Here is a 20,374-nt window from a genome sequence, read left to right as displayed (position 1 = left end):
GGCGGGCTCAGCGGCCGGGGGTGTTGCCGATCAGCTCGACGCCGTTGCCGTTCCAGTGAAACTTCACGTCGGTGCTCAGGTTGGTGATGGCGCTGGGGTAGGTCAGCGCCACCGTGTCACCGGTGGTCTGCGCCGCGTCGATGCCGTTGAAGCCGTAGGTGTCGGGCACCCCCTGGGGGATGAACTGCCCGAGGTGGAACAGCACGGCCCGGGTGGTCGGGTTGATCGCGTTGGTGTTCGCCTTGATGATCACCGCGGACAACTGGGCGCACTGGTTGTAGTTGCCGGCCAGGGGTTCGGGGTTCCACGGTTGCTGGCTGCGCGGGTCGCGCGGCAGCTCCGAGACCACCTTCGCGATGGTGGGGGAGGCGAGGTTGACCGCGCACGGATCGGCTGGCGCGGCGTTGGGCGGGGGGCCGGCCGGCGGGGCGGCCGAGGCGGCCGGTGCGGTGATCGACGCCGTCTCGGAGGTGGTCGCCTGCGGCGTCTTGGCGACCGTCGAGTCCCCGGACCCGCAGCCGGTCACGGTCAAAGCGATCAATGCGACTGCGGCCGAGCCGGTCAACGGCTCGGCACGAGCTAGCGACCACACGTCAGGCACCGTACCGGCTGCGTCCGCGCGACCGCGACAAGCCCGCGCTGTGCCGACCGCTTCGCCCAGCTGTGCTGCGCTCGCGGTCACCGCGGGGCTCGATGGTGGTGACCCGCTTCGCCCAGCTGTGCTGCGCTCGCGGTCACCACTAAACTCCTGGGCGATGACCCACCCGGACAGCTCGCCCGAGGCTGCCTCGACGACATTCGCCGACCTGCAGATCCACCCCGCAGTCCTGCGGGCGATCGCCGACGTCGGCTACGAGTCGCCCACCGGCATCCAGGCCGCCACCATCCCGGCGCTCATGGCCGGCTCCGACGTCGTCGGGCTGGCCCAGACCGGCACCGGCAAGACCGCCGCGTTCGCGATACCAATCTTGTCCAAGATCGACGTCAACAGCTTCGCGACCCAGGCGTTGGTGCTGGCGCCCACCCGTGAGCTGGCGTTGCAGGTGGCCGAGGCGTTCAGCCGCTACGGCGCGCACCTGAAGATCAACGTGCTGCCGATCTACGGCGGCTCGTCCTACAGCGTGCAGCTGGCCGGCCTCAGGCGTGGCGCCCAGGTCGTCGTCGGCACGCCGGGCCGCGTCATCGACCACCTGGAACGCGGCACGCTGGACCTGTCGCACGTCGACTACCTGGTGCTCGACGAGGCCGACGAGATGCTCACGATGGGCTTCACCGAAGAGGTCGACCGCATCCTCGCCGAGACACCCGAATACAAACAGGTCGCCCTCTTCTCGGCGACCATGCCGCCGGCGATCCGCAAACTCACGTCCAAATACCTGCACGACCCCGTCGAGATCACGTCGAAGGCGAAAACGGCTACGGCCGAGAACATTTCGCAGCGCTACATTCAGGTGGCGGGGCCGCGCAAGATGGACGCGCTCACCCGGGTGCTCGAGGTCGAGCCCTTCGAGGCGATGATCGTGTTCGTCCGCACCAAGCAGGCCACCGAGGAGGTGGCCGAAAAGCTGCGCGCCCGAGGGTTTTCCGCCGCCGCGATCAACGGTGACATCGCCCAAGCGCAGCGCGAGCGGACCGTCGCCGCCCTCAAGGACGGCAGCATCGACATCCTCGTCGCCACCGACGTGGCCGCCCGCGGCCTGGACGTCGAGCGCATCTCGCACGTGCTCAACTACGACATCCCGCACGACACCGAGTCCTACGTGCACCGCATCGGGCGCACCGGCAGGGCGGGCCGGTCCGGCACCGCGCTGTTGTTCGTCTCGCCGCGGGAACGCCACCTGCTCAAGGCGATCGAGAAGGCCACGCGGCAAACGCTCACCGAATCCGAGCTGCCCACCGTCGAGGACGTCAACGCGCAGCGGGTGGCCAAGTTCGCCGACTCCATCACCGCCGCGCTGGGCGCCCCGGGGATCGAGTTGTTCCGCAAGCTGGTCGAGGATTACGAGCGCGAACACAACGTCCCGATGGCCGAGATCGCCGCGGCGCTTGCGCTGCAGTCCCGCGACGGTGAGGCGTTTCTCATGGCGCCCGAACCGCCGCCGGAGCGCCGCCGCGAGGAGCGCGGCCGCGACGAGCGCCGCGAGCGCGCGGGCAAGCCGCGCAGCACCCGCCCGTTCGCCACGTACCGCATCTCGGTGGGCAAGCGGCACAAGATCGGCCCGGGCGCCATCGTCGGCGCCATCGCCAACGAGGGCGGCTTGCACCGCAGCGACTTCGGGCACATCGCCATCGGCCCGGACTTCTCCCTCGTCGAGTTGCCGGCCAAACTACCGGGATCGACGCTGAAAAAGCTTGAGCAGACTCGGATTTCGGGTGTGCTGATCGACCTGCGGCCGGACCGGTCATCCGGTGGTGGCGGCAAGGCCGACCGACCGCGCAGCGGCAAGCCACGCAAAAGACACGACGGATGACGCTGTCGGAAGAACAGGACGCCCAGGGCGGCCTGGAGCAGACCTCGCGCGTCGACCGGGTCGCGTCGCTGACCGGCATCCGCGCGGTCGCCGCGCTGCTGGTGGTCGGCACCCACGCGGCGTACACCACCGGCAAGTACACGCATGGCTACTGGGGCCTGGTCGGCGCCCGCATGGAGATCGGGGTGCCCATCTTCTTCGTGCTCTCCGGGTACCTGCTGTTCCGGCCGTGGGTGAAGTCGGCCGCCACCGGGGGACCGCCGCCGTCGCTGAGTCGCTATGCGTGGCACCGGGTTCGGCGCATCATGCCGGCCTACGTCATCACCGTGCTGTTCGCCTATGTGCTCTACCACTTCCGCGAGGCGGGACCCAATCCCGGGCACAGCTGGCTGGGGTTGGCGCGCAACTTGACGCTGACGCAGATCTACTGCAACGGCTACCTGGGCAAGTACCTGCACCAGGGGCTGACTCAGATGTGGAGCCTGGCGGTCGAGGGTTCGTTCTACGTGGTGCTGCCGCTGCTGGCCTACCTGCTGCTGGCGGTCATCTGCCGACGGCGGTGGCAACCGAAGCTGGCGTTGGCCGCGCTGGCGGGCCTCGCGTTGATCAGCCCCGGGTGGCTGGTGCTGGTGCACACCGATCACTGGTTCCCCGACGGCGCGCGGCTGTGGCTGCCGACCTACCTGGCCTGGTTTCTCGCCGGCATGGCGCTGACCGTGCTGCAGCAGATGGGGGTGCGCGCCTACGCGTTCGTGGCGATCCCGCTGGCCGTCATCTGCTACTTCATCGTCTCGACGCCCATCGCCGGCGCGCCGACCACGTCCCCGGCCACGCTGAGCGAGGCGCTCTACAAGACCGTCTTCTACACCGTCATCGCCGCGCTCGCGGTGACGCCCCTGGCGCTGGGGGGCGCTAGCAGTAGTCAGGGCTGGTACTCGCGGCTGTTGGCCAGCCGCCCGATGCTGTGGCTCGGCGAGATCTCCTACGAAATCTTTCTGATCCACTTGATCACCATGGAATTCGCCATGGACTACGTGGTGGGCGCGCGGGTGTACACGGGCTCGATGCTGCACCTGTATGTCGCCACCCTGGTGCTGACGATCCCGCCGGCCTGGCTGTTGCACCGCTTCACGCGCGTCCGCGACTGACGGGGCGCCCGCCTAGCGGCGGCTGCTCAGCGGTGTCACGACAGGCACCACGAACTCCTCCAGCATCGCCCGCTCCTCCGCGTCGTCGCGCCCGGGGAACAGCAACAGCGAGGTGATCACCCGCACCACCCAGCGCGCGCGTCGTTCCACCACGGCGGCGTCCTCCAGGCCCAGCGAGCTGACGAACGCGGCGGCCAGCGCGGTGATCACCTCGGACTGACCGGCCAGCTCGCCGCCGAGGGGCGGTCGGGTGGTGGCGAACCAGGCCGCCAGGGCCGGGCTGCTGCGCACCAGCTGCAGCGTGGCCGCAATGCTGGCGACCAGGCGCTCGCGCGGGTCGTCGATGCCGTCGATGTGCTGGCGGATCGCGCGGCCCAGCCGGCGGGCCTCGCGGTGCACGTAGGCGGTGCGGAGCGCCTCGCGGTTCTCGAAGTAGCGGTACAGGGTGGCGCGCGAACACCCTGCGGCCCTGGCGATCTCGTTCATTCCGATGGAGTCCTGGTCACGCTCGGTGTAGAGCCGTTCGGCCGCGTCGAGGATGCGGTCCACCGCGGCCTCGCTGCGGCTGGGTCCCAGCCAATCGGTCGGCATCAGGCGCGCACCCGAATCGGCACCGACAACGGGCGCCGCACGTAACTGCCGCCCGACCAGACGATCCCCGATTCGTCGACCTCGAAGTCCGGGCAGCGGGCCAGCAACTCGCGCAGCGCCACCCGCGACTGCATCCGGGCGGCCGCCGCGCCCAGGCAATGGTGGGCGCCGTGACTGAAGGTCATGATGTTGCGCGGGTTGCGGGTCACGTCGAGTTCGCCGGCGTCCGAACCGTATTGACGCTCGTCGCGGTTGGCCGAGCCGTACAGCAGCAACGCCTTGCGGCCGGCCGGGATGGTGACCCCGGCGACCTCAACGTCACGGGTGGTCGTGCGGGCCAGCCCTTGGACCGGGCAGGTCAGCCGCAGCAGTTCCTCGACCGCGGCGGGGATCAGGCTCGGATCCTCGATCAGGCGCCGCCGCTGGTCTGGCCGCTGCTGCAGCAGCGGCATCGAACCGCCGAGCATGCCGGTGGTGGTGTCGTTGCCCCCGGTGACCATGGTGAAGGTGAAGGCCAGCACCGACAGGGTGCCGGCGACGTCGCCGTCGGCGCCGACGCCGGCCGCCACCAGGTGCGAGATCGTGTCGTCCTCGGGGTCGGTGCGGCGCCGCTCGATGAGCCGGGTGAAGTAGGCCATCATCGACCCCACCGCGTCGCCGACCGTCTCCAAAGCGCCGGCGACGCCGCCCTCGGCGGTGTTGGCGGCGACGATCGCGTCGGTCCAGCCGTCGAACTGCGCGCGGTCTTCCTCGGGCACGCCGAGGTAATGCGCGACCACCATCGAGGGCAACGGCTTGAACAGTTCGGCGACGATGTCACCGCCCCCCGCGGCGCGGAGCTTCTCGATGCGGTCGACGACGAAGTCGCGCACCGTGGGCTCGACGGCCTCGACTTGGCGCGGCGTGAACCCGCGTGACACCAACTTGCGAAACTCCGTGTGCACCGGCGGGTCCTGCATGACGAACGGCGGATTGTCCTGCAGCCCGATCATTGCGATGTCGCCGTAGTTCACGGTGAGCCCTTGGGCGGAGGAGAACGTCTCGTGGTCGCGCGCCGCCGACCAGACGTCGGCGTGCCGGGACAGGACGTAGTAGTCGTGGTCCGGGCGGTTGCGCGGCACCACGTGGTGCACGGGATCGTCGTCGCGCAACGCCCGGTACATGGGCCAGGGATTCGGCCACGTCTCGGCGGTGGCCAGTTCGAACGTGGCGGGCGCGCTATGAGACATAACGGCAGTCATGTCTCATTCGTACGACAGCAATGGCGATATGTCAACGCCCGGCGGCCGTGGAACGCGGGAAAGTCAGATCCCCGCGCCGGGGTTGAGAATGCCCTCCGGATCCAGCGCCCGCTTGATGCGGTGATTGAGGTCCATCACCTCGGGGCCCAGGTAGCCGGCCAGCCACGGCCGCTTCAACCGCCCGACGCCGTGCTCGCCGGTGATCGTGCCGCCCAGCCCGACGGCGAGGTCCATGACCTCCCCGAACGCCAGATGCGCCCGCTCGGTCATCGCGGGGTCGGCGGGGTCGTAGACGATCAGCGGGTGCGTGTTGCCGTCACCAGCGTGCGCGATCACCGAGATCATCAGCTCCCGCTCGGCGGCGATGCGCGCGATGCCGGTCACCAAATCGCCCAGGGCCGGCAGCGGCACCCCGACGTCCTCGAGCAGCAGCGAGCCCTTGGCCTCGACGGCGGGGATGCAGAACCGGCGGGCGGCGACGAACGCCTCACCCTCGTCCGGGTCGTCGGTCAAGAAGACATCCGTGGCACCGATCTCGGCGAACACCGCCGACATGATCTCGGCGTCCTCGCTGCCGGCGCGGCCGCGCTCGTCGGACCCGGCCACCAGCATGGCCGCCGCGCCGCGGTCCAAGTCCATGCGCAGCGAGTCCTCGACCGCGTTGATCGCCACCGCGTCCATGAACTCCAGCATCGACGGGCGCAGCCGGGCGGTCACGCCGAGCACCGCCTCGACGGCCGTCTCGACCGAGGCGAAGGTGGCCACCACGATGCTCGACGCGTTCTGCTTGGGCACCAGGCGCAGCGTCACCTCGGTGACGACGCCCAGCGTGCCCTCGCTGCCGACGAACAGCTTGGTCAGCGACAACCCTGCGACGTCCTTGAGCCGGGCGCCCCCGAGCCGCACGGCGGTGCCGTCGGCCAGCACCACCTGCATGCCCAGCACGTAGTCGGTGGTCACGCCGTACTTCACGCAACACAGGCCGCCGGCATTGGTGGCAATGTTGCCGCCGATGCTGCAGATCTCGTACGACGACGGGTCCGGCGGGTACCACAGCCCGTACTCTGCGACGGCCTTCTTCACCTCGGCGTTGAGCAGGCCGGGCTGACACACGGCCGTGCGAGTCACCGGGTCGACGGCGATGTCGCGCATCTTCTCCGTCGACAACACGATGCCGTCGTCGAGGGCGGTTGCCCCGCCCGACAGCCCACTGCCGGCCCCGCGGGTCACCACCGGCACCCGGTGGGCGGTGGCCCAGCGCAGCACGGTCTGCACCTCTTCGGTCCGCCGCGGCCGCACCACGGCCAGCGGCTTGCCCGCCGACGGGTCGAATGCGCGGTCCTGGCGGTAACCCTCGGTGACGGCCGGATCGGTGACCACCATCCCCTCGGGCAGATCGTCGATCAGGCTGGCGAGGGCGTCGGTGCTCACGGCCCGATAGTAGGCCCGTTCCCGGGTGCGGGGCTCTCAGAAATCGGCAAGGTCGTATCCAGTTCGCGCAGCGACGGCAGGCCGCAGGCGACGCACCCGATCACCAATATCGGCACGGCGAGGGCCAGGAACGTCACCCGCAGCCCGGCCGCGTCGGCCAGCGGGCCGGCCACCAGCAACCCCAGCGGGCCGGCCGCGTACATCAGGCCCGTCATCACCCCGACCACCCGGCCGCGCAGCCGGTGCGGCGCCCGGGTCTGCATCACGTAGTTGTAGATCGGCTGGATGGGGCCGTAAACCAGGCCCGTCACCCCGCACAGCACCAGGATCACCGGCAACGGCGGCAGGAACGCCACGCCGGCGGTCGCGGCGCCGAACGTCAGCGTCGCGGTCAGCACGGCCGTGCGCCGCCGCAGCCGCGCCGACAGCACCGCGTAACCCAGCGCGCCCGCCACACCACCGACCCCCAGCGCCATCAACGCCCAACCCAGCTGCGCGGGCTGGTGACGGTCGCTGAAGTACTTCGGGAACAGCACGCTCTCCATGGGCAGGTATAGGGCGGTCACGGCCAGGTCGATGAGCGCCAAGGTGCGCAGCACCCGCAGCCGCCACACGAAACGGAGGCCCTCGGCGACCCCGGACACCAGGCCGTCGGGCCGGCTCGCGTGGTGCGGCCTGCCGGCGCCCTCGAGCCGCAATGCGGCGATCGCCACCCACGACAACCCGAAACAGGCCGCCGTCACCCACATGGTGTCGACGCCGCCGACCGTGGCGATCATCAGTCCGCCCAGGCCCGGACCGCAGATGTAGGCCAGGTTCAGGATGGCCTCGTAGACGCTGTTGGTGCGGTCCAGCGACCAGCCGGCCCGGGCCGCTGCCTCCGGCAACATCGACTGGCGCGCCGTCGTCCCGGCGGGATCGAACGCGGCCGAGAGGAAGGCCAGCACCGCCAGCCCGCCGACGTCGAGGGCGCCGGCGCCGAACGACCAGGCGAGCAGCGGCACGCTCGCCACCGCCACCCCGGACAGCGCGTCGCACACCAGGGACACCGGGCGGCGCCCGAAGAAGTCGACCGCCGTCCCGGCCACCAGCGTGGACAGCACCAGCGGCAGCGTCATGGCGGCGGCCACGAGGGAGGCGTCGGCCGCGCTGCCGTGGTGCTGCAGGGCCAGCCACGGAAAGGCGACGATCGAGATGCCGGTGGCCGTCGTGGCCAGCAGGGTGGCGAACAGGATGAGGGATGCCGGGCCGCGGCTCGTCTGGCTCATGGGTCTCGCGGTGAGAATCTAATCGCCCGTCGACGGGCGGGCGCGCGGATTTCACGCGCCTGGCCCGCGGCCTGCAGGATGTTCATGTGCTCGTCCACCCCCGTACCGGTCGACCGTTCGATTCCCCGGTGCCCGCCGGCTCCGGCTGGCCGGGGGATCCGGCCACCCCGCAGACCGCGGCGGCGGCCAACGCCGCCCAGGTCGTCTCGCTGGCGGACAACGCCGCCTCGGTCCCGGAGCTCGACGCCCTGGTCAGCGTCTGCCGGGCGTGCCCGCGGCTGGTCTCCTGGCGCGAGGAGGTGGCGGTGGCCAAACGCCGCGCCTTCGCCGCCGAGCCGTACTGGGGAAGGCCGGTGCCCAGCTTCGGGTCGCCGCGGCCGCGGCTGCTGATCGTCGGGCTCGCGCCGGCCGCGCACGGCGCCAACCGCACGGGCCGGATGTTCACCGGCGACCGCTCCGGCGACCAGCTGTACGCGGCGCTGCACCGGGCCGGGCTGGTCAACCAGCCGACCAGTGTCGACGCGGCGGACGGGTTGCGCGCCAATGGGATTCGGATCGTCGCGCCGGTGCGGTGCGCGCCCCCCGCTAACGCCCCGACCCCGGCGGAGCGCGACACCTGCTGGCCGTGGCTGGATGCCGAATGGCGGCTGGTCCGCGGCGACGTCCGCGTCGTGGTGGCGCTGGGCGGCTTCGCCTGGCAGCTCGCACTGCGGCTGCCCGCCGAGCCGCCCCCGCCGGGGGGCAAACCCCGCTTCGGGCATGGGACCGTGGCGAATCTCACGCCCACGGTACGGCTCGTGGGCTGCTACCACCCGAGCCAGCAAAACATGTTCACCGGTAGGATGACACCAGCGATGCTCGACGACGTTTTCCGCGAGGCAAAGAGGTTGGCAGGGATCAAGTGAGCGCTCATGGCTGAGATTCTGATTTCGGGCGCCAGCGTGGCGGGTGCGACGACGGCGTTTTGGCTTGGGCGGCACGGTCATTCGGTCACCGTGGTGGAGCGCTATCGGGGCCCGCGGCCCGGTGGTCAGGCGATCGACGTGCGCGGCCCGGCGCTGGAGGTGCTCGAGCGCATGGGCCTGCTGGCGGCCGCCCAGAAACGCAAGACGCAGATTCGGGGCTCGTCGGTGGTCGACCGCGACGGCAACGAACTGTCCTCCGACACCGAGTCGACGCCCACCGGCGGCCGGATCGACAGCCCCGACATCGAGTTGCTGCGCGACGATCTGGTCGAATTGCTCTACGGCGCAAGCCAATGGACCACCGAGTACCTCTTCGACGACACCATCACCGCGCTGGACGACGCCGGCGAGACGGTCCGGGTGACGTTCGAGCGTTCGCCCGCACGCGATTTCGACCTGGTCATCGGCGCCGACGGGCTGCACTCGACCGTGCGCCGCCTGGTCTTCGGGCCAGAGGAACAGTTCCTCGAGCGGCTGGGCACGCACGCGGCGATCTTCACGGTGCCCAACTTCCTCGACCTGGACTACTGGCAGCGCTGGCACTACGGCGACGCCACCATGGCCGGTGTCTACAGCGCGCGCAACAACACCGAGGCCCGGGCCATGGTGGGCTTCATGGACGCCGACCTGCGGATCGATTACCGCGACACCCAGGCGCAATTCGCCGAACTGGAACGACGGATGGCCGGCGACGGCTGGGTGCGCCCCCAATTGCTGGAGTACATGCGCACTGCGCCCGACTTCTACTTCGACGAGATGGCGCAGATCAAGATGGACCGTTGGTCGCGGGGCAGGGTGGCCCTGGTCGGGGACGCCGGGTACTGCTGCTCGCCCCTGTCGGGCCAGGGCACCAGCGTCGCGCTGCTCGGCGGCTACGTGCTGGCCGGCGAGCTCAAGGCGGCCACGACGGACGGGGTGGTCGATCACGAGCTCGGCTTCGCCAACTATCACCGCGAGTTCAACGATTACGTCAAGCGCAACCAATGGCTGGTCGTGGACAACATTCCGGGCGGCGCACCGATCCCGCAGGAGGTCTTCGACCGCATCGTGACCTCGATCGCCCTGAAGGACTACTGACCCGGGGAACGTTCGCGGAGCCCCCGGCGTTGAGGCGAACGTGCGTCTTTCCGTCCTTGACCTCGTTCCGGTGCGCGCCGACCAGAGCACCGGTGACGCGCTCGCGGCCACCGTCGAGCTGGCGCAGACCGCCGACCGGTTGGGCTTCACGCGTTACTGGGTGGCCGAGCACCACAACATGCCGTCCGTGGGTGCCACCAGCCCGCCGGTCGTCATCGCCTACCTAATCGCACACACGTCGCAGCTGCGCCTCGGGTCGGGCGGCGTGATGCTGCCCAACCACGCGCCGCTGGCGGTGGCCGAGCAGTTCGCGCTGCTCGAGGCCGCCGCCCCGGGCCGCATCGACCTGGGTATCGGCCGGGCGCCGGGCTCGGACCCGGTGACGTCGTACGCGTTGCGTGGCGGCGACGGCCATCGCGATATCGAGAACTTCCCCGAGTACCTCGACGACGTGGCCGCGCTGATGAGCGCCCGCGGCGTGCGGGTCCCGCTGCGCTCGGGCGACTACACGCTCAAGGCCACACCGGCGGCCACCACGGAGCCGCGGCTGTGGCTGTTGGGGTCGTCGATGTACTCGGCGCAGCTGGCCGCCGCCAAGGGTCTGCCGTATGTGTTCGCCCACCACTTCTCGGGCCAGGGCACCGAGGAGGCGCTCGAGCTCTACCGCTCCCGGTTCGTCCCCAGCGAGCTGACCGGCGAGCCGCTGACCTTCCTGACGGTCAACGCCGCGGTCGCCGAAACGCGGGACGAGGCAGTCGAGTTGATCCTGCCCAACATGCAGGTGATGGCGAAGCTGCGCACCGGGCAGCCGCTCGGGCCGTTGCCGCTGGTCGAGGAGGCGCGTGTCGCGCAGCTGACCGAACAGCAGCAGCGGATCGTCGAGAGCGGGCTGCGCCGCGCCGTCGTGGGCACGCCCGCCGAGGCGGCCGAGCAGGTCACCGCGCTGGCGAAGCGGTTCGGTGTCGACGAGGTGATGGTGCACCCGGTCGCGTCGGCCCGCCGCGGCACGCCCGCGGCGACCGCGCCCGCAAGGGTGGCCACCCTGGAGTTGCTGGCCAAAGAGCTGTTCTGAGCGCTCACGCCTGACGGCTGCGGTCGATCGACGTGGGCGCGTGCCCGGTGATCCACCGCCGTAACTCGTCGGCCGGCAGCGGCGGGCTGTGCACGAAGCCCTGGGTGATGGTGCAGCCGTAGCGGCGCAGCGCGGTCAGCGTGACCTCGTCCTCGACGCCCTCGGCCACCAGGTCGGCGCCCAGGCTCTGCGCCAGCGCCACCGTGTTGCGCACGATGGCCACCGATCGGGGATCGTGGGCCAGCCGCGACACGAAGATCTTGTCGAGCTTGAGCTCGTCCACCGACACGTCCTGCAGGCGGGCCAGCGACGACCAGCCGGTGCCGTAGTCGTCCACCGAGATGCGGACCCCCAGCAGCTGCAGCGCGGCGACGGTGTCGCGGGACCGCGGCGAGTCGACGAGCGCGCTCTCGGTGATCTCGACAATCAGCGCGTCGGGCGGCAGGTCGTGGCTGCGCAGCAGCCGCTCGATGGTGACGGCCAGGTTCAGGTCGAGCAGGTTGGTCGTCGACAGGTTGACCGCGACGGCCAGGGCGATACCGTCGTCGCGCAGGCTGCGGATCTGCTCGAGCGCCAGGTTGATGGTGCGGTTGGCCACCGTGCGCATCATCCCGGCGCGTTCGGCGGCGGGCAGGAACTCCTCCGGCAGCAGCAGCCCCCGCACCGGGTGCTGCCAGCGCAGCAGCGCCTCGACGCTGTGCACGCTGCCGTCGCTCGCGTTCACCTTGGGTTGGTAGTACACCGTGAGCTGGTCGTCGTCGAAGAGGGCGGCGCGCAGCTCGCCGACCAGGTTGGGGTCGTCCTCGCGGTACATCTCGAAGGCCGGCTCGTACACGGTGATGTTGCTGATGCCGGACTTGGCGTGCGCCAGGGCCGCCTCGGCGCGGGTGAGCAGTTCCTGCGGGTGGTCGCAGTGATCGGGGTACAACGCGATGCCGATGCGGGCGTGGGTCTGCGCGCTCTGCGCGCCGAGCGGGACGGTGTCGACGAGGGCGGCCAGGAGCTGGCCGGCGCGGGCGCGGGCGGCGATCAGATCGGCCCCCTCGGCGAGCAGGATCGCGAACTCGTCGTCGCTGACCCGGGCGAGCAGGTCGTCGCGGCGCACGCTGCGCGCCAGCCGATTCGCGACGTGCCATGCCAGCTCGTCGCCGAAGTGGCGACCCAGCGTGTCGGCAATGTCGTGGATCTCGGGAACGTTCACCAGCAGCAGCGCCCGCCGCGCCGACGTCCGGACCGCGGCCGATTCCGCCGGCGCGGTACCGGACAGTGCGGTCAGGGCGGTCGCCAGCGACCGCCGGTTCGGCAGGTCCGTCAACTCGTCGGTCATGGCCCGCTTGTGACGGTCGGCCACCATGCTGACGTCGCGGAAGGTCACGGAGAAGCGTGCGGCCACGGCCACCAGGCTCAGCGCGGCGAGGGTCGACGCCAGCCGGGAATCATGCCCCAGCACCGTCACGCCCAGAGCCAGCACGGTGCAGGCCACCGGCACCCCATAGGAGGCCAGGCCGCGCCGCGGAAGTGGGGCCGCCGACGACCAGCGCGCCCAGCCGGCCATGGCCACCAGCCACGACGACGCCGGCCACAGCACGTCGAGCGAGGTGCCGGCCCGATACGAGCCCGCCGAGGTCTGGAACAGGTACACCGTGTCCGCGACCGCGAATCCGATCAGCCCGGCGGCCAGCAACACCCACCGCAGCTCCTTGCGCCGGCCCAGGATGGGCAGCATGCCGGCGGCCAGCGCCAGCAGCACCAGATCCCCCCACGGGTACACCAGCCCCACCAGCACGGTGTCCGGCAGCCGGGCAGCGGCGCCGCGCATGGGGCCGGCGCGCAGCGCCGCGGCCGCCGCGGCCACGGCCAGCCCGCAGACCAGCGAGTCCAGGCGCACCGACGCCGGCACCCGCCACAGCCGGGTCCGCATGAGCAGCAGGATCCCAGCGTAGGCGAACGGGTAGAACGCCAGGTAGCACGGGTCGGCGACCGAGGGGGATTGGCCGTCGGGCACCCACTGCGCGTACACGAAGTCGCCGAGGGCCGAGAAGGCCATGCCGGCCGCGATCAGTGACCAGGCCAGGCGGTCGGCCCGCACCCGCCATGCCCGACCCGCGAGCAACCCCGCGGCGAGCGCGTTGAGCGCGGTGTAGAGCACTTCGCCGAACGAGCCACCGTGGCCGGCGTTGCGGTAGCCGACGCTGATGACGGTGAACGCGGCGACGCCAACAGCTAACAGCGCCAACAGGATTCGGATCAGCAGCGGCGGCCACGGCGCGCCGTCGGTCGACTCCGCGCGCGGCGGGTCGGCCCGCGCCGTGGCGATGGCGGCGACGGGCCGCAACGCCGGGCCCACCGTCGTCTCGGTGCCGAACGCGCCGACGGTGCCGGCGCCCGCGGCGGCCTCGAGGGCCAGCGCGGCCGGGCTGGGCCGAAAGGCGGATCCGGGTGCGTCGCCGGATTGCGGAACCGAGTACGCCAGGGGCAGATCCGACACGAAGCTGCGCACGCAGTGGCCACCCTCGCGTTTGGCGGTGTACATCGCGACGTCGGCGTGCCGGAGCAGCTGTTCGACGCTGCACGCCGAGTCGCCGGTGGCGACCGTGAAACCGATGCTGGGCCGGGCCTGGAGGGGAACGCCGTCGATGACGATCGCGGCGTCGAAGGCCTCGAGCACCCGGTCCGCCGCCGCCTGGGCGTCCTCGACGGAGCCGTCGAGCAGCACGGCGAATTCGTCGCCGCCGAGGCGGGCCGTCACGCTCTCGTCGCCCAGGGCCGCCGTCAGCCGGGCGGCGACCCGCACGAGCAGTTCGTCACCGGCGGGATGCCCCATCTGGTCGTTGACCGACTTGAAGTTGTCGAGGTCGAGGCACAGCACCGCGATGGGGGCCGCGTCGTGGCACCCGCGGGCGACGGCCTGTTCCAGCCGGTGCAGAAAATAGGCCCTGTTGGCCAGGCCGGTCAGGCTGTCGCGGAAGGCCTCGCGCGCGACCTCCGACAGCAGGCTCTGGTTCTCCATGAGGACGACGAACTGCCGGGCCAGCACCGCGGCGACGAGGACGCCCAGCGCGACGAGCAGGGGCCCGTGCGCCATCAGTCCGACCGCGTGGCCCAGCCCCACCGCCGCGGCGATCACCAGCGGCAGATACGGCAGCCACAGCCGGGTGCGCGACAGGACCTCCTCGTTACGCGACCCCGGCAGCGGCGTCGCCTTGACGCTGGCCAGCGCGGCCAGCGTGATCAGGCCCAACCCCGCCACCCGACCCACGTCGAGCAGGTCGCTCAGGTGGTAGCTGCCGATGCCGGTGCGGAACACCCCGGCCATGTCGGCGACGCTGATCGTGGCGACCCCACCGGCCAACAGCCGCCGACTGGGCAGGTCGCTGGGGCGGCCCCGCGCCAGCATCAGGATCGCGGTGGTCAACAGCACGACGTCGTTGAAGATCTCCGGCAGCGTCGTCAGCAGCGAGTCGTTGTCCGCGTGCAGCTGACGGTCCAGGACGAACACCCAGGAGATCACGAACAGCGACGTCGCCACGATGAGCCCGTCCAGCCACAACCGCCGCGGGCTGCGTCGGGACACGTGCGACAGCAGCACCATCGCCCCCATGGCGCCGAACGGCCAGGCCAGCATCACCACTTCGGGGGCCGCCGGGTGCGTGGCGTGCGCCAACTCCGGGCGCACGTCGTAGACGGCCCAGATCACCTCGCCGGCCGCCCAGCCCAGCAGGGCCGTCACCATCGCCAGCCAGCCGAACCGGTGCCGCCGCACCGACGTGCGCGCGGCGTAGCCGGAGCAGGCCGCGCCGGCCAGCAGGCACAGCGCTATCACGATCTCGTCTACCGGCCGGGTGGCGGCGGCGCCTTCCCACCCGGCCTGCGACGAAACCACCACCAGAGCTCCCGCGAGAGCGAAGCCGCCGGTGAGCAGGCCGCCGACGCGACGGGACAGCCCGAACCGCAGAAACGGGTTTCCCGTCCAGCGTTTCATAGCCGCTCCAGCCGATCCCGCGTCGTGCAGAGAACAAGAGTTCACGCGCGCCCAAGGAGAATAAACCCCCGGGCTGGGCAAACGTCAGCGCGGCGCGAGGACCACGACGGGAATGGGCCGCGACGTCCTTTTCTGGTACGCGGTGTAGCGGTCCTCGTTGTTGTCGTTGACGAGTTGCCAGAGCCGCGGGTAGTCCGGGTCGTCGGGCAGCACCGGGCGGGCGGTGACGCCGAAGCGCCGCGGCCCGACGTTGATCTCGACGTCCGGGTTGTTCCGTAGGTTGTGGTACCAGCCGGGCGCGCGCGGGTCGCCGCCTTTGGACGCGACGACGAGGTAGTCGTCGCCGTCACGGGCGTAGCTCAGCGAGGTGGTTCGGGGCTTGCCGGTCTTGGCGCCGACGGTGTGCAGCAGCAGGCTGGGCGTCGGCAGCGTGCGGTGCCCGATCCAGCCGCGGGTGTTGCGGTAGACAACGTCGTGCACCCGCAGTATGCGCGGCAACAACCTCCGCTCGACCCAGGACGGGAACGCCATGACCCCAGTATTACTGGTTCGCGTCGATGCGGGCCAAGGCGTCCCGCAGGATCTGGCCGGTAGCGTCGCGGTCGGGATCGCGGCGCAGCACCAGCCCCTTGGCCACCGACAGCTTGTCGCCGTTGCGGCGGGGCAGCACGTGCAGGTGGATGTGGAACACCGTTTGGAAGGCGGCGCTGCCGTCGTTGATGGCGATGTTGGTGGCGTCGGCCAGCTCCGTCGCACGCGCGGCCCGCGCGATCCGCTGGCCCAGCGTGACCATCCCGGCCAACGTTTCGGGCGCGGTGTCGGTGAGGTCGACGCTGTGCTGCTTGGGGATCACCAGCGTATGGCCGCGGGTGAACGGCCGGATGTCGAGGATGGCCAGGTAGTCGTCGTCCTCGGAGATCCGGATGGCGGGAGCCTGGCCGGCGACGATCGCACAGAACACGCAAGACATGCGGCCCACGGTACTGGCCGGTGCCGGCCCCGCTGTCACCTCGGCGCACCGGGCCATGGCGGGCGTCCCCTCGGCGGCAATCCGTCGTCGGGGGCGGGATACGCTGCGGCAGTGGACGATCTCGCCTTTGCCGGGGCGGCGGAACAGGCGCGCATGCTGGCCGACGGCGAGCTGACCGCGCCTGAGTTGCTCGAGGTCTACCTGGAGCGGATCGCGCGGTTGGACAGCCAGTTGCGCTGTTACCGGGTGGTGCTGGCCGACACGGCCCGCTACGAGGCCGCGGTGGCCCAGGACCGTCTGGACGCGGGGGAACGGCTGCCGTTGCTGGGCGTGCCGGTCGCGATCAAGGACGACGTCGACGTCGAAGGCGAGGTGACGACGTACGGCAGCGGCGGACACGGGCCGGCCGCGACCTCGGACGCCGAGGTCGTCCGCCGGCTGCGCGCGGCGGGCGCCGTCATTCTCGGCAAGACCAACGTGCCCGAGCTGATGATGATGCCGTACACGGAGTCGCTGACGTATGGGGCGACCCGCAATCCCTGGGACCCGCGGCGCACGCCGGGTGGCAGCAGCGGGGGCAGCGCGTCCGCCGTGGCCGCGGGGCTGGCCCCGCTGGCGCTGGGCTCCGACGGGGGTGGCTCGATTCGCATCCCGTCGACCTGGTGCGGCCTGTTCGGCGTGAAACCGCAACGCGACCGGGTGTCCCTCGAGCCACGCGACGACGCGTGGTACGGGTTGAGCGTCAACGGCCCGATCGCCCGTTCGGTGCGCGACGCCGCCATGTTCCTCGACGCCACCTCCACGGTGCCGGGCCCGGAAGGGGAGTTCGCCGCGGCGGCGGCGCGCCGCCCCGGCCGATTGCGAATTGCCCTGAGCACCAAAGCCCCGACGCCGCTACCGGTGCGCGTCGGACGGGCCGAGCTGGCCGCGGTCGAGCAGGCCGGCGCGCTGCTGACCGACCTCGGCCACGACGTCGTCGCCGCCGACCCCGACTATCCGGCGGCCGCGATCCCGGCCAACTTCCTGCCCCGCTACCTGCGCGGCATCTACGACGACGCCGACGCGTTGCCCCACCCCGAGCGCCTGGAACGGCGCACCCGCTCCATGGCCCGCCTGGGTTCGTTCTTCTCCGACGCCCGGATGGCGGCGATCAGGGCCGCCGAGGCCGCGGTGAGCTCACGAGTCCAGGCCATCTTCGACGACGTCGACGTCGTCGTCACGCCGGGCACCGCGACGGGGCCCTCACGCATCGGCGCCTACCAGCACCGCGGCGCGGTGTCTACCTTGCTGCTGGTCGGCCAAGCCGTTCCGTACCAACAGATTTGGAACCTTACGGGCCAGCCCGCCGCGGTGGTGCCGTGGGATTTCGACCGGCGCGGCCTGCCGCTGTCGGTCCAGCTGGTCGGCCGGCCCTACGACGAGGCGACGTTGCTGTCGCTGGCCGCGCAGATCGAAGATGCCCGGCCGTGGGCGCATCGGCGGCCCCCGGTGTCCTAAGACGCCCGGCTACGCCGCGCTCGCGATCGGCTCGCGGGTGGGCGGCGACCCGCTTCGCCCGGCTACGCCGCGCTCGCGATCGGCTCGCGGGTGGGCGGCGACCCGCTTCGCGCGGCTACGCCGCGCTCGCGATCGCCGCGCCCCACGCCGCCAGCTTGGCGCCCGGCCGCACAGCGTGCGCCGGGCTGGTGGACGGCAGCCGTGTATAACGGACCCGTTCGGAGACCACCGCGTGCCTGCGGTAGAGCTGCTCGGCCTTGGCGCCGTTGAAATACACGCGGTCGATGGCCGGGTAGCTGGCGAACAGCTCAGCGAAGTCGTTGGCTTGCAACCCTTCTCGTTTGATCGCCGCGTCCGCGCTGCCGGCGCGCCGGCAGGCGTGCAGTACATCCCACAGGGCCACGCCGTGGGCGCGCAGTGCGCTCAGTCGCGCCGCATACGGCGAGGCCGGGTCGAAGCCGAAGAGTCGACCGGTGATGGGCCAGAAGGCGTTGCGCGGGTTGGCGTAGTACTGACCTGTAGCCAGGGATTGCGCGCTGGGGAAAGAACCCAGGATCAGCATCGAGGCGCCCCGATCGATGACGGGCGGAAAACCGAACGCCAGTGGTGGGGTCATCGCTTCCGTCTCATCGCTTCCGTCTCATCGCCTGGATCATCGCCTGTCCTGAGCGGCGCGCGCCAGCGCGTGCCGTCGCGGCCCGCGCTGTACGTTGACGACGTGGACGGTGGCGACCGGGATATCGAAGACTTGCTCGAGGGGCTCGACGACGCCGCACGCACGGAACGGGCCGAGCTCGCGCGGTGGCTGCTCGAGCAGGGCGTCTCGGCCGACGAGATCAAATCGACCAATCCGCCGCTGTTGCTGGCCACCCGCCACCTCATCGGTGATGACGGCACGTACGTATCCGCCCGCGAGATCAGCGAGACCCACGGCGTCGATCTGGCGCTGCTGCAAAAGGTCCAGCGCGCTATCGGTCTGGCCCGGGTCGACGACCCCGACGCCGCCGTCCACATGCGCGCCGACGGGGAGGCGGCCGCCTTCATCCAGCGCTTCGTCGAGTTGGGGCTCGACCCCGACCAGTTGCTGCTCGTGGTTCGGGTGCTCGCCGAAGGGTTGTCGCGCACCGCCGAAGTCATGCGGTATACGGCGCTCGCGGCGATCATGCGCCCGGGCGCGAGCGAGCTGGAGATCGCCAAGGCGTCCAAGGCGTTGGTCGGCGAGATCGCTCCGCTGCTCGGCCCGATGATCGAGCAGATGCTGTTCATGCAGCTGCGGCACACCATGGAAACCGAGGCGGTCAACGCGGCCGAGCGCGCGGCCGGCAAGCCGTTGCCGGGAGCGCGGCAGGTCACCGTCGGCTTCGCGGATCTCGTCGGCTTTACCAGGATCGGGGAGGCGGTGTCGCCGGAAGAGCTGGGCCACCTGGCCAATCGGCTGGCCGCCCTGGCCCGGGACATCACCGTCCCGCCGGTGCGCTTCATTAAGACCATCGGCGACGCGGTGATGCTCGTGTGCCCCGAGCCGCTGCCGCTTCTCGACGTCCTCGTGAAGCTTGTCGACACTGTCGACGGCGATAACGACTTCCCGCGACTGCGCGCCGGAGCCGCGGCCGGCATGGCGGTCAGCCGTGCCGGCGATTGGTTCGGCAGCCCGGTCAACGTAGCCAGCCGCGTCACCGGCGTCGCGCGCCCCGGCACGGTGCTGGTCGCGGACTCGGTGTGGGATATCGTCTGTGACAGTGGACAATTCGAGGGGTCATTCGCCGGCGCCCGCCGCCTCAAGGGCATCAAGACCGAAACCAAACTGTTCCGGATCCGCCGCGGCGCATAGGGCAGGCCCGGGCGACTCTGGGGCGTCTGACTCCGTCTTACGCGTGTCCTACGCGGCCGAATTTCTACCCTGTTGTTCGGCGCTTCGAATGGTCGCTTCCGGGCCTGCTTCGCATCCAAAGCTACGCCGCTGAGCTCGCCGTATCAACGGTTGATTCGCCGAAGGCGTGGTGATCGTTCGCCGGTGGAGAACGCCATCGCCATCCCTTGAGTGCAATGACTGTAACGGTGTAATCATGTAATCATGAAAACGCATCACGAGCACGGACGGCGGCACGGCCGGTCCGGAGGCTGGCAGCAAGCGCAGCAACCCGACGCCAGTGACGCCGCGGACTGGTTCGCCGGGCGCCTCCCGGAGTCCTGGTTCGACGGCGATCCCACGGTCGTCGTGGACCGCGAAGAGATCACGGTGGTCGGCAAGCTCGCCGACGCGGCGGAGGCCGACAAACAAGAGAGCCAAGCCCGTGCGGCCGGGCGCGCCTCCCGCTTCCGGGAGGAGACCCGTTCGGAGCGGATGCGCATCGCCGACGAAGCGCAGGGCCGTTACGGGCGCAAGGTCTCCTGGGGTGTGGTGGTCGGTTCCGGCGCCGCCGCGGAGCGAATCCTGTTCACGCACATCGCCGTTCCCGTCATGACGCGATTGAAGCAACCCGAACGCCAGGTGCTCGACACGCTGGTCGACGCGGGGGTCGCCCGGTCCCGGGCGGACGCGCTGGCGTGGTCGGTCAAGCTGGTCGGCGAACACGCCGAGGAATGGCTCGAGAAGCTGCGCGGCGCCATGTCGGCGGTCGACGACCTACGCGCGCAGGGCCCCGACTTGCAGTCGTAAGC

Annotated in this window: 17 protein-coding genes; 8 read left to right on the top strand and 9 right to left on the bottom strand. The window is 70.9% G+C overall.

All coding sequences use genetic code 11. The features are described from left to right. Positions 1 to 7 precede the first annotated feature (7 nt). Complete coding sequence (locus tag A5700_RS01265; RefSeq protein WP_068068977.1) at positions 8 to 601, bottom strand: LppP/LprE family lipoprotein; 594 nt, start codon at positions 599 to 601, stop codon at positions 8 to 10. Between the two features lie 154 nt (positions 602 to 755). Between A5700_RS01265 and A5700_RS01260 the strand changes: the two genes are divergently transcribed. Together A5700_RS01260 and A5700_RS01255 are read left to right on the top strand one after the other, a co-directional pair. After that, entirely contained in the window at positions 756 to 2,471 is a 1,716-nt protein-coding gene (locus A5700_RS01260; protein ID WP_068068974.1) for a DEAD/DEAH box helicase, read from the top strand. Further along, positions 2,468 to 3,619: an acyltransferase gene (locus A5700_RS01255; RefSeq protein WP_068068971.1), complete on the top strand. Its 1,152-nt coding sequence runs from the start codon at positions 2,468 to 2,470 to the stop codon at positions 3,617 to 3,619. The genes A5700_RS01260 and A5700_RS01255 overlap by 4 nt, the downstream gene beginning before the upstream one ends. A 12-nt stretch (positions 3,620 to 3,631) precedes the next feature. Here A5700_RS01255 and A5700_RS01250 read toward each other — a convergent pair whose 3' ends face one another. The 4 genes from A5700_RS01250 to A5700_RS01235 all read right to left on the bottom strand — a co-directional run bounded on the left by A5700_RS01250 (position 3,632) and on the right by A5700_RS01235 (position 8,150). After that, positions 3,632 to 4,210 (bottom strand): TetR/AcrR family transcriptional regulator, encoded by a 579-nt coding sequence (locus A5700_RS01250; protein WP_068068969.1) that lies wholly within the window; start codon positions 4,208 to 4,210, stop codon positions 3,632 to 3,634. Further along, positions 4,210 to 5,451 (bottom strand): cytochrome P450, encoded by a 1,242-nt coding sequence (locus tag A5700_RS01245; RefSeq protein ID WP_197504134.1) that lies wholly within the window; start codon positions 5,449 to 5,451, stop codon positions 4,210 to 4,212. Before A5700_RS01245 ends, A5700_RS01250 begins: the two co-directional genes overlap by 1 nt. Before the next feature lie 63 nt (positions 5,452 to 5,514). Then, entirely contained in the window at positions 5,515 to 6,882 is a 1,368-nt protein-coding gene (locus A5700_RS01240) for an FAD-binding oxidoreductase (protein ID WP_068068963.1), read from the bottom strand. Next, positions 6,879 to 8,150 (bottom strand): MFS transporter, encoded by a 1,272-nt coding sequence (locus A5700_RS01235; protein WP_068068960.1) that lies wholly within the window; start codon positions 8,148 to 8,150, stop codon positions 6,879 to 6,881. Before A5700_RS01235 ends, A5700_RS01240 begins: the two co-directional genes overlap by 4 nt. Before the next feature lie 71 nt (positions 8,151 to 8,221). Between A5700_RS01235 and A5700_RS01230 the strand changes: the two genes are divergently transcribed. Genes A5700_RS01230 through A5700_RS01220 form a run of 3 tightly spaced genes read left to right on the top strand, consistent with a single transcriptional unit; the run spans position 8,222 to position 11,264 of the window. Next, positions 8,222 to 9,055, top strand: coding sequence for a uracil-DNA glycosylase (locus A5700_RS01230; protein ID WP_068068957.1), 834 nt, complete (start codon positions 8,222 to 8,224; stop codon positions 9,053 to 9,055). Positions 9,056 to 9,061: 6 nt separating this feature from the next. Further along, positions 9,062 to 10,192, top strand: a complete 1,131-nt coding sequence (locus A5700_RS01225; RefSeq protein ID WP_068204368.1) for an FAD-binding protein — start codon at positions 9,062 to 9,064, stop codon at positions 10,190 to 10,192. 40 nt (positions 10,193 to 10,232) lie between these two features. Further along, complete coding sequence (locus A5700_RS01220; protein ID WP_068068954.1) at positions 10,233 to 11,264, top strand: LLM class flavin-dependent oxidoreductase; 1,032 nt, start codon at positions 10,233 to 10,235, stop codon at positions 11,262 to 11,264. A gap of 4 nt (positions 11,265 to 11,268) precedes the next feature. On the opposite strand, the gene A5700_RS01215 is transcribed toward A5700_RS01220, so the two are convergent. The 3 genes from A5700_RS01215 to A5700_RS01205 all read right to left on the bottom strand — a co-directional run bounded on the left by A5700_RS01215 (position 11,269) and on the right by A5700_RS01205 (position 16,216). After that, the gene (locus tag A5700_RS01215) at positions 11,269 to 15,246 is read right to left on the bottom strand and encodes a diguanylate cyclase domain-containing protein (RefSeq protein WP_082960431.1); all 3,978 of its coding nucleotides are present in this window, start codon (positions 15,244 to 15,246) and stop codon (positions 11,269 to 11,271) included. Positions 15,247 to 15,330: 84 nt separating this feature from the next. Next, entirely contained in the window at positions 15,331 to 15,777 is a 447-nt protein-coding gene (locus A5700_RS01210; protein WP_068068951.1) for a nitroreductase family deazaflavin-dependent oxidoreductase, read from the bottom strand. A gap of 10 nt (positions 15,778 to 15,787) precedes the next feature. Continuing rightward, positions 15,788 to 16,216 (bottom strand): HIT family protein, encoded by a 429-nt coding sequence (locus tag A5700_RS01205; protein WP_068068948.1) that lies wholly within the window; start codon positions 16,214 to 16,216, stop codon positions 15,788 to 15,790. A gap of 111 nt (positions 16,217 to 16,327) precedes the next feature. Here A5700_RS01205 and A5700_RS01200 point away from each other — a divergent pair, with 111 nt between their 5' ends. Further along, positions 16,328 to 17,713, top strand: coding sequence for an amidase (locus A5700_RS01200; protein WP_082966208.1), 1,386 nt, complete (start codon positions 16,328 to 16,330; stop codon positions 17,711 to 17,713). Positions 17,714 to 17,828: 115 nt separating this feature from the next. Here the strand turns inward: A5700_RS01200 and A5700_RS01195 are convergent, their stop codons facing one another. Next, positions 17,829 to 18,329: a DNA-deoxyinosine glycosylase gene (locus A5700_RS01195; RefSeq protein WP_068068945.1), complete on the bottom strand. Its 501-nt coding sequence runs from the start codon at positions 18,327 to 18,329 to the stop codon at positions 17,829 to 17,831. An 87-nt stretch (positions 18,330 to 18,416) separates the two neighbouring features. Here A5700_RS01195 and A5700_RS01190 point away from each other — a divergent pair, with 87 nt between their 5' ends. Further along, positions 18,417 to 19,544 carry an adenylate cyclase regulatory domain-containing protein gene (locus tag A5700_RS01190; protein WP_068068999.1) on the top strand — a complete coding sequence of 376 codons (1,128 nt, stop codon included), beginning with the start codon at positions 18,417 to 18,419 and terminating at the stop codon, positions 19,542 to 19,544. Positions 19,545 to 19,787: 243 nt separating this feature from the next. Continuing rightward, positions 19,788 to 20,372 carry a hypothetical protein gene (locus tag A5700_RS01185; protein WP_068068942.1) on the top strand — a complete coding sequence of 195 codons (585 nt, stop codon included), beginning with the start codon at positions 19,788 to 19,790 and terminating at the stop codon, positions 20,370 to 20,372. The last annotated feature ends 2 nt before the right edge of the window (positions 20,373 to 20,374 follow it).

This window comes from Mycobacterium sp. E1214, assembly GCF_001666755.1.
GTDB lineage: Bacteria > Actinomycetota > Actinomycetes > Mycobacteriales > Mycobacteriaceae > Mycobacterium.
This window is presented reverse-complemented; position numbering and strand designations above follow the sequence as displayed.